At 38.6% G+C, this 13,846-nt stretch carries 10 protein-coding genes and 1 pseudogene; 4 read left to right on the forward strand and 7 right to left on the reverse strand.

All coding sequences use genetic code 11. The features are described 5' to 3' along the window. Positions 1-98 precede the first annotated feature (98 nt). Positions 99-1,262: pseudogene (locus tag DET49_RS11770) on the forward strand (IS4 family transposase). A 37-nt stretch (positions 1,263-1,299) separates the two neighbouring features. Here the strand turns inward: DET49_RS11770 and DET49_RS11775 are convergent. Beyond that, entirely contained in the window at positions 1,300-1,596 is a 297-nt protein-coding gene (locus DET49_RS11775; protein WP_133548302.1) for a hypothetical protein, read from the reverse strand. A gap of 246 nt (positions 1,597-1,842) precedes the next feature. Between DET49_RS11775 and DET49_RS11780 the strand changes: the two genes are divergently transcribed. Beyond that, a complete protein-coding gene (locus tag DET49_RS11780) occupies positions 1,843-2,307 on the forward strand; it encodes a pyridoxamine 5'-phosphate oxidase family protein (protein WP_133548303.1) in 465 nt (154 codons plus the stop codon). Positions 2,308-2,430: 123 nt separating this feature from the next. Continuing rightward, positions 2,431-3,894 carry a glycoside hydrolase family 130 protein gene (locus tag DET49_RS11785; RefSeq protein ID WP_133548304.1) on the forward strand — a complete coding sequence of 488 codons (1,464 nt, stop codon included), beginning with the start codon at positions 2,431-2,433 and terminating at the stop codon, positions 3,892-3,894. Positions 3,895-3,904: 10 nt separating this feature from the next. Here the strand turns inward: DET49_RS11785 and DET49_RS11790 are convergent, their stop codons facing one another. From DET49_RS11790 to DET49_RS11810, 5 genes are all read right to left on the reverse strand, one after another. Then, entirely contained in the window at positions 3,905-4,927 is a 1,023-nt protein-coding gene (locus tag DET49_RS11790; protein ID WP_133548305.1) for a glycosyltransferase family 4 protein, read from the reverse strand. Continuing rightward, complete coding sequence (locus DET49_RS11795) at positions 4,924-7,206, reverse strand: glycosyltransferase family 4 protein (RefSeq protein WP_133548306.1); 2,283 nt, start codon at positions 7,204-7,206, stop codon at positions 4,924-4,926. The genes DET49_RS11790 and DET49_RS11795 overlap by 4 nt, the downstream gene beginning before the upstream one ends. A gap of 274 nt (positions 7,207-7,480) precedes the next feature. Next, the gene (locus DET49_RS11800) at positions 7,481-8,671 is read right to left on the reverse strand and encodes a glycoside hydrolase 100 family protein (protein ID WP_133548307.1); all 1,191 of its coding nucleotides are present in this window, start codon (positions 8,669-8,671) and stop codon (positions 7,481-7,483) included. Between the two features lie 9 nt (positions 8,672-8,680). After that, on the reverse strand, positions 8,681-9,823 hold the full coding sequence (locus tag DET49_RS11805; protein WP_133548308.1) for a glycosyltransferase family 4 protein: 1,143 nt from the start codon (positions 9,821-9,823) through the stop codon (positions 8,681-8,683). 11 nt (positions 9,824-9,834) lie between these two features. Next, positions 9,835-10,491 (reverse strand): PIG-L deacetylase family protein, encoded by a 657-nt coding sequence (locus DET49_RS11810; protein WP_243729631.1) that lies wholly within the window; start codon positions 10,489-10,491, stop codon positions 9,835-9,837. Between the two features lie 241 nt (positions 10,492-10,732). Here DET49_RS11810 and katG point away from each other — a divergent pair, with 241 nt between their 5' ends. After that, positions 10,733-12,991, forward strand: coding sequence for a catalase/peroxidase HPI (gene katG, locus DET49_RS11815; protein WP_133548309.1), 2,259 nt, complete (start codon positions 10,733-10,735; stop codon positions 12,989-12,991). Between the two features lie 92 nt (positions 12,992-13,083). Here katG and DET49_RS11820 read toward each other — a convergent pair whose 3' ends face one another. Beyond that, the gene (locus DET49_RS11820; RefSeq protein ID WP_133548310.1) at positions 13,084-13,770 is read right to left on the reverse strand and encodes an MCP four helix bundle domain-containing protein; all 687 of its coding nucleotides are present in this window, start codon (positions 13,768-13,770) and stop codon (positions 13,084-13,086) included. Positions 13,771-13,846 lie beyond the last annotated feature (76 nt).

Consider the following 13,846-nt stretch of genomic DNA (forward strand, 5'->3'; position numbering starts at 1 on the left):
AGTTCTTTGAAATGTTTGAAATATAGTTAGTTACAGAGGTTTTATAAGCGAACGGACTTGAAAGACATAGTTTTGTATCAGATGTATCTGATATTCATATGTTCCAAGATAAATACGTTTTCGCTCAGTTGGTCTCGTTTCTTAATCGAAGTAAATTCAATCGTATTGTCGCCAAATATGAAGGAGACAAATATGTAAAGCATTTTAGCTGTTGGAATCAACTGCTTGCTTTGATGTTCGGCCAGCTTTCTAATCGTGAAAGTTTAAGAGGTTTGATTGTTGCTCTGGACGCTCATCACTCCAAAACTTACCATCTAGGGATGGGTAAAAATGTCTCAAAATCATCTTTGGCAAGAGCCAATCAGGATAGGGACTATCATATCTTTGAAGAGTATGCTTACTACTTGGTAAATCAAGCAAGAGAGAAGCGTACCACCAATATTTTTAATCTCGGTGGTAACGTCTACGCTTTCGATTCAACGACAATTGACTTATGCCTTTCCGTATTTTGGTGGGCAAAGTTCCGTAAGAAAAAAGGCGGTATCAAAGTGCATACATTGTACGATATAGAAACACAGATTCCGACATTTTTTCATATTACAGAAGCTTCTGTGCACGATTCAAAGGCTATGAAAGAGATCCCTTATGAGCCAGACTCTTTCTATATATTTGACCGAGCTTACAATAGCTTTAAGATGTTGTACAAGATTCATCAGATAGGAGCCTACTTCGTTGTCAGGGCAAAGAAAAACCTTCAATACAAAACCATCAAATGGAAACGCAGGTTACCCAGGAATGTACTTTCTGATGTGACAATTGATTTAATAGGCTTTTATCCGAAAAAGTACTATCCAGGATCGCTTCGCATGGTTAGATACTGGGATGAGGAACAAAAACGTGAATTTGTCTTCTTGACAAATGCCACCCACATCTCAGCGCTGCAGGTTGCAGAACTTTATAAGAACCGCTAGCAGGTGGAACTGTTCTTCAAATGGCTAAAGCAGCACCTTAAAATCAAGAAGTTCTGGGGTACTACCCAGAATGCCGTTCGAATCCAGATATATGCCGCTCTATGCACCTACTGCCTGGTGGCAATCGTACAACACGATATGAAACTGGATAGAAGCACATATGAAGTACTCCAAATATTAAGTATATCCTTGACAGATAAAACGAATCTTCGAGAACTCTTTAGCAAAACTAAATTTCAAAATGACAAAGAACGAACTAGGCTTAATGGGCCAAATTTATTTGATTTTTAAAATGTCCCAATTTTAATGGGACACTAGTGAAAACAGGTTAAAAACTGGTCAATTCTTCCCAGGCTTTTGTTTTCTGCTTTGCGATAGAATCTATTTTGGAAGAGCTATTCTTAATTATGGAATCATATTCCTTAATCTGTTGGGTTCCTGATCGTACAACGGAATCTAAAGATTCTACCTTTTCAAGACCTTTATCTATCTCGCTGTTGATATCGTCCGCCTGTTGGCTAAACTCATTAAATTTTTTAGTTGCTCTTTCCCTGGATTCTTCACAAGAGCTTAGAAAAGCTAATGTTAAAACGGAAAAAATGCTGTATCTAATTAGCTGTTTCATTGTTGTTAATAGCTTTATATTAATACCACAAAGATACAGTATATAAAATTGAAGAGGTATTTTAAAAAGACTTAGTTCCACTTCATTACCAAAGACTTAACAAAATAAAAGACCTCATTAATCAGCAAATTAAATTTTAATGATTCTTGTCATATTTTTTCTAAAGATTGAGATGTAAATTACACCTGCCTATGGAATTATAAATTCTTAGATCATTTAATAACCAACCTTTTAAACAGTACTTCAATGAAAGCCTTGACCTTAAATGAAAGTATGCAGCTCCTTGCTGAGAATTACATTGGCCGACTTGGGTATATCTCCAAAGAAAGGTCCCAAATCGTTCCAATCACCTATTATTATGATCCTGACCTTAAAAGTATTTTGAGCTATTCGGGGCCGGGAAGTAAAATAGATGCCATGAGAAAAAATTCTTTGGTATGCTTTCAGGTAGATGAGATTACAAACCTAGAAAATTGGAAATCAGTTTTAATGTATGGCCGGTTCGAAGAAATGGAAAGAATCGATGCTAAATATATGTTGCATTTATTTTCTCAGGGTGTAAAGCGGGTGATAGAAAATAAAGAAAAAATATTCCCGGATTTTATTCACAATTTCTCCAGTAAAACCAATGATCTTAAAACCCCTATAGTATACCGCATTCATATTGAGGAAATCAAAGGACGTCAAAGAAATTCCAATTCAGGCGATTAAAAAATTTAATAGTACTTCTGGGTTACCATCTTTTATCAAAAAAGAAATAAAGATTTAAAAATCCTTTTATTCTTTTCTTATACGCTATCTTTAAAGGAGTTCCCATTTTATAAAATTTGCGCTATGAGGGTTTCTGTAGAACGAAAGGACATCAGGTTTATGCCAGACTCCAGTAGGGTTTTGGTGAGATTTTTTATGAATGGTGATCAGAGAACTCAAGACCTGGTTACCCGTATTATGGCCATGAGTGATTTTCAGGTAGCTCAAACCTTAGAACAGACTTTAAGAGAATTTTCCAGACGGCATCGTAATATTTCCCAGGTATTTATCAAGCATTGTTCAAAAATTCGCAGCATCATAGAAGGCATGCAGTTGAACTATTCGCAACTTTCTGAAGATCGTAAATTACTTATTGGTTCTTATTGTACGATGGAATTTTCTCTTGAGTCCGCTGCTTTTTTTAATCCTTCTATGATAGAGGATTTTGATCAGACCTATTTGGAAGAAGGAGAAAAAAGAGTGATTATTTCATTTAGAGCCACCGGAGAGGGACATATTTCTTCGCTGGTATTTAGAAGAGCTATTCTCGATAAGAATAATGATTTACAGTTAATGAAAATCGGCAATCATATAGATAAAGCAGAGATTTCTCACAAAAAATTATATGATAAAAAGCGGTTTATAGAGCGGCTTGAGCAAATGGATATTCCTACCAAATTCTCAAGGGCAATTATGGACAGGCTGCCCGAGAGGTTTGAGTACTACGCCCTGAAACGTGAGGTTAGCGAAATATTAAAGGATACTAATATGATTTCAGAGCGAAGAATGGCGCTCGAAGAAATGACCTGGCTGGTCGACTCTTTTTATGATGTCCAATTTAAACACGATGCTGATATTTCTGCCCGTGTAATTTTTCCAATTTCAGAATCAGAAAGTAGAGGGATAGAAGACGCACGTTTTGTAAGGTTTATTGATGACGATGGAGAAATAAAAATTTATGCTACCTACACGGCATATAACGGGCATACCATCCTGCCAAAGCTTCTTTCTACGGATGATTTTTATACCTTCCGTATAATGCCCTTACACGGTGCAGGCGCACAAAACAAGAATTTAGCGCTTTTCCCAACAAAGATAAAAGGTAAATATGCTATGTTGGCCAGAATTGATGGCGTAAATAATTACATCATGTTTTCTGATAGAAACACCTTATGGAAAAATCCTATCCTTCTTCAAAAACCAAGATACCCCTGGGAATTCACGCAAATTGGCAACTGTGGTTCACCATTGTATACTACCGAGGGTTGGTTAATTATCACCCATGGCGTGGGCCCAATGCGACGCTATTGTATCGGAGCTTCCCTTTTTGACCTGGAGGATCCTACAAAGGAAATAGGCAGGCTGGCTGAACCTTTAATTACACCACTAGAACACGAAAGGGAAGGTTATGTCCCTAATGTAGTATATTCCTGCGGAGCTTTAATTCATAACAACAGTCTTATTTTGCCATATGCCGTTTCAGATTATTCTTCCACATATGCCGTAGTGAAGCTGGAGGAGTTATTTAGGGCCTTAAAACGAAGATAGTTTTTCTCAGTTAACTTTTATTATTCTGGCCTATTACTGTATGATAGGCTTTGATATAAGCGCTCACCATGGTATCCAGGCTGAAGTATTTTACGGCATGAGCTCTACAAATACTGGGGTCCAGTCTGGCTAAAGCTTTTACAGCTAGAACAGCCTCGGAAATAGTATTGGGTAAAAATCCGGTTTTTCCAGGTACAATAAGTTCTGGCATGCTCCCCCTTTTAAAAGCGATCACCGGGGTACCGCAAAACATGGCCTCCAGGACACTCAACCCAAAGGGCTCTTGAAAAAATATGGGATGAAGCAAGGCCTTCGCGCCTCCCAGTAATTTGTCCCGAACTTCTGGTCCGACATTCCCTAAATACTGTACATTTTTATTATCTATAAAAGGTTTTATTTCGGAATTAAAATAGGCTTCATCCTGGATAAGTCCGGCTATTTTTAGCGCAAAACCTGATTTTTTTGCAATTTCAATAGCCGCATGAGTTCCTTTATGCGGGTGAATTCTGCCCAGGAAAAGTAAATAATCCTCTTTTTCCTTTTTAAAAGTGAATTTTTCCGGATCAAGGCCATGATAAATCGTTGCCAGGTAATCCAGATCTTTATTTCTATCGGAATCAGAAATTGAAACATAAGCAGCCGTTTTATTGTACTTTTTATAAACCGGCAAAATCTTAGGAGAGGAAAATCCGTGAATTGTAGTTATCATGGGTGTCTTAATAAGACCTGAATAGCTCAGAGGCAGAAAATCGAAATGATTATGAATAATATCAAAACGCTGAGCTTGTTCCATCAAATGACTAATATGTAGGCACTCCAATACCTTAGGGTCGTTTTCCTTATCTTCTTCATAAGGCAACTTACAAACCCAATTCAATTCAGCTTTAGTCAGGGAATTGCCGGTTGCAAAAAGACTAACCTTGTGGCCCTTATCCACTAATCCTTCGGTAAGATTGGAAGCCACCTGTTCCCAGGGTCCGTATTTTTCGGGGGGTGTACGCCAGGCTATGGATGATAAAATGGCGATCCTCATGGCTTATTCCCCTTTAGATCCGAATCTTGTGTAGGCTTCGATTCTTTGGATTGGTATAGTTCCTGGTATGCTTGTAACACCGTAAGATGAGAGATTAAATAAGCCAAGGAGCTCTCCGCCCCCTGATTTCTGTTAACCCCATAATTTTCCAGTCCATCGCAACAACCCTTTGTATCAAAATCATAAAGGCTCATTCGTAAATCGTTTTCGCCTAAAAACCACATAAATGACAGGAATAATTTATTTAAAAACTCTTTATCTTTGGTAACTAAATATCCCTGGTAATACAATAAAACCATAGCCAGAGCATCTACCGGTTGCTGGGCGAACAGGGATCTTTCTTTTCCTTTTACATACCAGTTTTTATTACCTATTATTGAAAGATATCCATTCTTGAAAGTTTGCTGGGTAAGGAAATTCATGGTTTTTATGCCGACCGATTGAATAGCGTCATCATTTAAAACCTGAGCGGCGTGCAGCAAGGATAAGGGTAGAATGGCATTATCATAGGCCAATAAATTCTCAAACCAGGGCCATTCTTTAGAACTATTCTTTTCAAACTGCAAAATCAATTTTGAACATAGGCCCTTTAAACGAATGATCATATCCTCATCGGAGGGATTGCTTTTTAAATAATAGCATATCCCGATGATCGTATTGGCAATACTTCTAATAGATTTTAGCTTGTCAAAAATTGGAACAGCGTTGAAAAACACCAGTTTCCCATTTTGATAATAGGCGTCATTAGGCGCATTCCCCATTAAATAACCCAGGGCCCAGATGGTCCTTCCAAAGGAATCTTCAGAACCCATTTTATCCAGAAAATTACGATTAAAGCTTAGAAAATTTCTAAAGCTACCATCTTCATTTTGCATATAATGAATATAACTAAGGTATATGGGCATTAACCTCAATGCTAATGGATTTTTTTTCTGATTAAATGTCATCAATGACATCAGTAAGGCTCGAGCGTTATCGTCCAGACAATAACCTTCCTTAAGATTAGGTATTCCGAATTTAGCATGTTGGATTATGCCCGTATCATCGGTTAATCTTTTGATATGTGCGAGTGAAAATGGCGGAAGAATTAAAGGATCTATGATTGTTCCTTCTTTCTTTGAGATTTCTTTTTTTGGCGATTTTAGAATAGTGGTAGCAAGGTGCAAATATTTTTCCCCTATTTTGGGCCACTTAATTTCTTTCCCGTACCTATAGGCCTTCTCTTGGATCGCATGGAGTTTCTCCGGCTTATCCAGTAATGTATTAAGTGTAGAGGCAAGATCATCCGGATCATTAAAATTAAAAAGACAGCCCTTTCCATCCTGAAGTAATTCGGCTGCATGCCAATAGGGTGTGGAAACCACGGCGCAACCTGATCCCATAGCATACGAAAGAGTTCCACTGGTGATTTGGGCTTCATTGAGATAAGGGGTGATGTAAATATCACAGGCAGAGAGATATCGAAACAATTCCGTTTCATCAATAAATTCATTCAACAAAATTATATGATCCTGAAGCTTTAAATTTTTTATCAGTAACTGAAGATAGTTCCGGTATTCCTCGCCTGAATTCCGCAAGACGTTTGGGTGAGTCTTTCCCAGAACCATATATAACACTTCCGGGTGAGATTTTATAATTTGAGGTAAAGCTTTTATAACTGTTTCAATACCCTTATTTCTTCCAATAAAACCGAAAGTCATTAATACTTTTTTCTTTTTCAGTTTTAATTCCTTTTTGGACTGCTTCTTATCAAACTCAATATTGGGCACCCCATGTTCTATAAAAGCAATTTTATCCTTGGGAACATCGTAAATGGAGGTTAAAAAACTAATGGCCATTTGGCTCATCACAACAACTTTATCAGCCATTTTGCAGATCTCCTTTAAAATAGCCTTTTCCGTATAAGAAGGAACTTCCAGAATTGTATGAAGAGTTACGATAATAGGTATTTTAACGTGGTGTAATAGAGGTAGGATATAAACCCCTCCATTACCACCAAAAATTCCAAATTCATGTTCAAGGATGCAGACATCAACCCCGTTGGAATTTATAAAGTTTGCCGCTTTTAAATAATCGGTTTGTTGCTCCTGACCAATAGTTAATTTTACTTCCGGTGGATAAACATGGGTTTCATCATAGTCATTAATGGCAATTACAAGGCGCTTATGATTTTTTTCCCCATGATGTTCTTTTAATGTCATAGCAAGGGCCAGGTTTTGAGTAAAGGTCCCAATTCCGCATTCCCGTGGTGGATATGTTCCTATAAATGCAATTTTCATTTTAAATGAATTTCTGATGGTTTATGTCGACATTTTGTCATTAATAGTCAACTAAATCGTCTTCTATGAATGTTACGATTAATTGTTCTGAATAAAATTTGAGGCAATTTTACCCGGTTCTTTTTATTCCAAGTAGGAATGCATATTTCTACCTAAAAAACCAGGATTAGGAAATCAAATCGGAAGCGTCTTTAAAGATAAGTTTATTTCTCTTAAGCTTTGAAATTACAGCTGTTAACTTTTACCAAAAATTAGATCATTTAGAATAAAAAAATTAACTATTCCCCCTAAATGAAGCTTCTCTTATCTCGTCAAAAAAAAGGGTTCTTTTCTCCTCAACACATTTCACGGCGTAAAGATAAATTGCGGCACTCCAGGTTTGCCAATCCTGCCCCATGGGCTGGCCGGTTTGTGATTTAAACCATTCATTAAATCCGAACTCCAGGTCTTTTGTTTTGGGAGCTTTTATAAGTTTAGTTAGCTCCAAAAGTTTTATTTCAGCTAATTCATACTTTTCTGCAGCAACAAGAGATGCTACATAAAGTCCACATATAAAAGGCCATACCCCTCCATTATGGTAGTTCCCCGGTAAATTGTAATCGGCATAGCGCTTATGCCAATCCGGATCCTCTGGATTGATAAACGGATAAAAGTTTGGCGGTAAATCAACAGCAAGTATTCCTCGGGCTTTCATTTTTGTACATTCATTCTCCACCCACTCAATAATGGCATCTGCTGTTTTAGAAGAGGCCATTCCTGAAAGAATTGCAAGACTATTTCCAAGCAAATCGAATCTTTCACTTTTAAAATTCTTATAAGTCCAAAAAGCATAATAAGGTTTATCTCTTGTGACCAGATCCTCTTGTAACGGGCGATCCTTGGTATCCCTGATAAGGATAAATTCCTCCATTTCCTGATGCATTTGCCTGGCACGCTTATGGAAACCCATTAATTGTAAATAACTATATACCAGTGTATTTACATAAAGCCCGTAACCAAGTACCCATTGTTCATCCCGCCAATCGCTGGTAGGTTGTTGGGCGACGAGACAGCGATCCTTGGGACTCTGATATTCCATCCACAGTAAAGATTTTTTGACAGCCTTATCTAGAAAGTCAGGTTCTTTTACAGTTTTTCTAAAAATTTCCGTGGCCAGTAAAAATAGAGGTGTTGTATCACTTGCCCCCCTATTTTCACTATCATGAACCAATGAAGGAATATGCCCTTTTTCAGTCTGAGTTTTAGCCAGGGTGTCTAAAACTTGACGGATACTGGTTAAAAGTTCGGCATTGCCTGAAACTACGATCCCCAGTACAGAAAACATTAAATCTCGGGTATAAGGCTCTGGATATCCCCACCCAGCTGTACGAGGTAAACCTTGAAAGGGACCTTTCGAATTATGCAGAAGAACAGCAATAGCTGCCTGCTTTGCCAAACCAATTGCTAATAAATTATCTGATGTCATTATTTTTTTTTAAACCAACCCCAATTTATCCTCCAGAATTTGTAAAAACCTTCTGGCAACTACTCTGTAATCAAAGTTTTCAATCACCCGTGCTCTAGCGTTTTGACCCATCTTTTCCCGAAGGGTCTTATCCTGCATTAAACTTAATAGGTGCTTTGCTATATCCTGAACATCTGCACGATAATCTACCGTACGCGGGGTATCAAATACTATTTTATGGTTGCTCTCAAATCCAGATTCTTCGCCCAGAATAACTTCCTTGGTTACAATCTTTTGAGCCACCCCAGCAAGTAAGGCTGTTTCATTATGCACCAGCGTATCCAACATTCCCATGGCACTAATGCCGATTACCGGTTTACCACATGCACCAGCCTCAATCTGGGGCATCCCAAAGCCTTCAAGCCGTGAAGGAGCTGCATAAATATCACAAGCACCTATTAAATAAGGAATAAAGTTTCTGGAAATGGTATTGGTTGCATAGATGATTTTTTCATCCAGACCAAGCTTACGTGCCAGTTCTCGATCCAATAAATTTTGCGCTTTTGTTCTGGGTTGCGGCCAGACTTTACATATGTATTTCCAATTTGGGGAATTCTCATCTATTATAGCTAGAGCCTCCATTACTTCTCTGGCCCCTTTGGAAGCCGCATCACCCCCAATGGTTAGAATCATTAATTGATCTTTTGAAATACCCAGGGCCTCCCGAACTGCAATTATTTTGGGATCATTCTTTTCAAAAGGAATAAATGCATCAGTATTGCAACCCACAGGCAATACTTCAATATTATCTGGGTTTATGCCATCTCGCACATACATTTCCTTTACCCAATTGGAGGTGACCAAAATAAGAGGTAATTCGTTCAAAACCTTTTGATAATTGGCAATGTATCCATCGGCCACCAACCAGGGCACTGGCAAAACCCCTTGTGTTTGGGGGTGAAGAATCAAATCTGGAGTATGTCCCCAGTAGCCTACTCCCACGACAACATCAGGCTTGAACCAGCGGTAATACCATTCTTTTTCCTGGGCTGATTCAAAATGTACAGCCTGGGCATTTACCCCGAGCTCTAATAATCCTTTGTATAGCAAATCTCCTTGTGTAGCCAGGCCTCCGGGAGATGGAGGATAATCATAAAGCATTAATATTTTCATCTTATTATCCTTTAGTTTGCTGTTAATTTACCACCTTGTTGCAACCATTGATATACTTCTTGTGGATTATTAAATTTCCAGAAAGCCTCAATCCTAGGAGTGGTTGTAGCTTCAAAACCCTCTGGAGGGAATCCATAGGTCTGAGTGATGAGGGTGTATTTTTGCTTCCAGATTTTTTCAGATAAAGGAAATTGCCAGGCCATTTTTTCTGCCCTGGGTAAATATTCTTTATTCCCGTCTTCATAGGCAAAAGTCCAAAGTTCATTTGCCGAAATTTTATGCTGATACCATGACTCGATTACGGCCCGGCTAACTTCCTCGTGTCTTCGATGTCGGGTATATTCTCCAGAAGGATTATGGGTTATTACTAAATCAAAAGGCTCATCTGGTAATAAATCCAGCAGCACATCTTTCACTATTTTATTTTTCAAAGGAGTTTGAGCCGGCCCATCGTCTAAATCTCCCATGATACCTTTAGCCTTTAAAATTTTAAGGCACTGGTAAAACTTCGGAGCTCTTTCCGCATCCTTTCCCCTACAAAGAGAAACCACAAACCAGTTACATTCGGGATGTGTCAGGATCATACCCCCACACCATAGTGTTTCATCATCCGGATGCGCTATGATAACGATGGCATTTTTTGCGATAAAATTATTCTCAGTCCCCACTTATATAGATGATTTATTATAATTTCTATCGATTTTGAAGCCATCTAAAGTTAGTTCTTTTTACCTTTATAATGGGCTGAAATAATTATACAATTCACATTTTTAATAATTTACAATTCTTTAGTAGGATTTAATTATAGATTTTACCTAATGACAATAGGTTTTTAGTATGGAAAATGAAATTCTATAAGAAAAAATTATAGTATTTTTAGAGTATTAAATCATTAAAACCCTCCAAATTATGGAAAACAACAATCATTCAAAAAGCTCCGATAACCACAAAGTTTGGGAAGTAAACGAATCAAGTCGCTGCCCTTTTATGGGTGGTTCTCTAAATAAAACTGCCGGTAGCGGAACTTCAAACCGAGACTGGTGGCCTAACCAATTAAACCTGTCCATCTTAAGACAGCATTCGAATTTGTCGAACCCGATGGGGGAAGAATTTAATTATGCCGAAGAATTTAAAAGCCTTGACCTGGCTGCCGTAAAAAAAGATATTTTTAATCTTATGGAAGATTCACAGGACTGGTGGCCGGCGGATTATGGGCATTATGGCCCCTTCTTTATTCGTATGGCCTGGCACAGTGCAGGTACCTATCGTATTGGTGATGGTCGCGGTGGAGCAAGTTCAGGTTCCCAAAGATTTGCACCACTAAATAGCTGGCCCGATAATGCCAACCTGGACAAAGCTCGATTATTACTTTGGCCAATTAAGCAGAAATATGGAAGAAAAATATCCTGGGCAGATTTAATGATTTTGACCGGAAATTGCGCACTGGAATCTATGGGATTACAAACCTTTGGTTTTGGAGGCGGACGTGAAGATATATGGCAACCGGAAGAAGACATTTACTGGGGCTCTGAAGGAGAATGGCTGGGAAATGAAGAAAGATATTCACAAAACAGAGAACTTGAAAGTCCTCTAGGGGCTTCTCATATGGGACTTATTTATGTAAATCCAGAAGGCCCTAACGGAAATCCCGATCCCGTTGGAGCTGCAAAAGATATTCGTGAGACCTTTGGCCGTATGGCTATGAATGATTACGAAACAGTTGCCCTTATAGCAGGTGGTCATACTTTTGGTAAAACCCACGGAGCCGGAGATGCCGAGCAATATGTCGGGGCAGAACCTGCAGGCAGTTCTATTGAAGAAATGGGGCTTGGTTGGAAAAACAGCCTGGGTAAAGGAAATGCTGAAAATACCATAACCAGTGGAATTGAAGGAGCCTGGACCAATACCCCTACCAAGTGGAGCAACACTTTCTTTGACAATCTTTTTAAGTATGACTGGGAATGTGCAAAAGGACCAGGTGGCGCCTACCAGTGGAAGCCTAAGGATAATGCCGGAGCCGGTACTGTCCCCGATGCTCACGATCCTACAAAAACCCACGCCCCGTTTATGCTGACTACAGATTTAGCTTTACGAGAGGATCCTGCCTACGAAAAGATCTCACGGCATTTTTACGAAAACCCTGAAGAATTCGCAGATGCCTTCTCTAAGGCCTGGTATAAATTAACGCACCGGGATATGGGCCCGCTATCCCGTTATCTGGGGCCTGAAGTACCTTCCGAAGAACTTATCTGGCAGGATCCCATCCCTAAAATAGATCACGAATTAATCGATGAGAAAGACGTATCTGAACTTAAGAAAAAGATTCTTGATTCCGGGTTAACCGTTTCCCAATTGGTGGCTACCGCCTGGGCTTCGGCTTCTACTTTCAGAGGTTCAGATAAACGCGGTGGAGCCAATGGGGCTCGTATTCGCTTAGAACCACAAAGACACTGGGAGGTAAACAACCCCCCACAATTGCAGAAAGTTTTAATGAAGCTTGAAGGTATTCAGAAAGCCTTTAATGATTCCCAGTCTGGAAACAAAAAAGTTTCTCTTGCAGATCTGATAGTCCTGGGAGGATGTGTTGCCGTTAAGAAAGCTGCAGCAGATGCAGGATTTGATATTGGCGTTCCCTTTACACCGGGAAGAACAGATGCCACTCCTGAGCAGACTGATGTTGAAGCTTTTGAGCCCTTAGAGCCGAATGCTGATGGTTTTAGAAACTATTCCAGAAACAGGGATAACATTTCTGCATCAGCTGAAGAAATGCTTGTGGATAAAGCACAGCTACTTACCTTGACCCCGCCAGAAATGACGGTTCTAATAGGTGGAATGCGTGTTTTGGATACTAACTTTGATGGCTCAAAACATGGGGTATTCACCAATCGTCCAGGTCAACTTACCAACGATTTCTTCGTGAATATTCTTGATATGAAAACAACCTGGAAAGCTACCTCAGATGCTCAAACAGAATTTAAGGGAACTGACCGATCCTCAAACCAGGAAAAATGGACTGGGACCAGGGTAGATCTTATTTTCGGTTCGAACTCAGAACTCAGAGCACTAGCCGAGGTATATGGATGCGGGGATGCACAAGAGAAATTCGTAAAAGATTTTGTGAAAGCCTGGGAAAAAGTAATGAACCTGGATCGTTTTGATCTAAAATAAGAAACGCTCCAAGCTTATAATTATCACTACTTAAACACCCCGTAATTCTAAAGAATTATGGGGTTCTTTTTTTCAAATCGACATTACAACTATTAATTCAATTCGAATTTCTGTTTTGGTTGCCTAAGTAATTGTTCTAGGCCCAAAAGCCGCAAAACAAAAACCCCGATCAATATGGTGAGGGCAATTTTAAAATAGTACAATAGGGAAGTAATTCCGGAACTGGATTTATAATGAGCCATTAACTGCTGTCCCACTTCCGGCTGAATGCTGGCTATATTATGCAAATTGAGATTCAAGGTCTTGAAATAATCGTTTGCATTTCTATTAATAAGATAGTTTGCGGTACTAAAATCTTTCTCTTTTAAATTTTGAAGGATGGTACTTTCCAAAAGTAAATATTCTTCATAGTTCCTTTTAAAGTCTGCGAAATATAATTCTTCGCGCTCTACAAGATAAGTTTTTCCGTATTCCAGAAGAATTTGATCGATTTGATTATTGTAGGTATTAATCTCTTCTATATTTAATTCAGCAATAAATTCACGATCATCACTTATATTTTCAAAAAGCATCCTTTTTTCGTGCAATAATTCAGAGAGCTCATACATTTGAGAAGCGGGCAATAAACGATCCTGATACAGGGAAGAAAAATCCTCATCAATGCTTTTCAAACTTCTTTTTTCAATAAACTCCGTAATCAGCAACAAAACAAAAAAAGCACTTAAAATTAAAATGAGACGTTTGCGCTTTTTAGGTTTAATGGAATAGAGATCATTCATTTCAGTTAAATTTAACCATGCAAATATACTTATCAATTTAATGATTTTAACCGGAATATTTTAGAATAATGCATAT

Source organism: Salegentibacter sp. 24 (genome assembly GCF_004362395.1).
Lineage (GTDB): Bacteria > Bacteroidota > Bacteroidia > Flavobacteriales > Flavobacteriaceae > Salegentibacter.

Bases quoted from the DNA above. Each gene is read 5' to 3' on its own strand.
- DET49_RS11775 (WP_133548302.1), bottom strand. From the start codon at position 1,596: ATGAAACAGCTAATTAGATACAGCATTTTTTCCGTTTTAACATTAGCT.
- DET49_RS11780 (WP_133548303.1), top strand. From the start codon at position 1,843: ATGAAAGCCTTGACCTTAAATGAAAGTATGCAGCTCCTTGCTGAGAAT.
- DET49_RS11785 (WP_133548304.1), top strand. From the start codon at position 2,431: ATGAGGGTTTCTGTAGAACGAAAGGACATCAGGTTTATGCCAGACTCC.
- DET49_RS11790 (WP_133548305.1), bottom strand. From the start codon at position 4,927: ATGAGGATCGCCATTTTATCATCCATAGCCTGGCGTACACCCCCCGAA.
- DET49_RS11795 (WP_133548306.1), bottom strand. From the start codon at position 7,206: ATGAAAATTGCATTTATAGGAACATATCCACCACGGGAATGCGGAATT.
- DET49_RS11800 (WP_133548307.1), bottom strand. From the start codon at position 8,671: ATGACATCAGATAATTTATTAGCAATTGGTTTGGCAAAGCAGGCAGCT.
- DET49_RS11805 (WP_133548308.1), bottom strand. From the start codon at position 9,823: ATGAAAATATTAATGCTTTATGATTATCCTCCATCTCCCGGAGGCCTG.
- katG (WP_133548309.1), top strand. From the start codon at position 10,733: ATGGAAAACAACAATCATTCAAAAAGCTCCGATAACCACAAAGTTTGG.
- DET49_RS11820 (WP_133548310.1), bottom strand. From the start codon at position 13,770: ATGAATGATCTCTATTCCATTAAACCTAAAAAGCGCAAACGTCTCATT.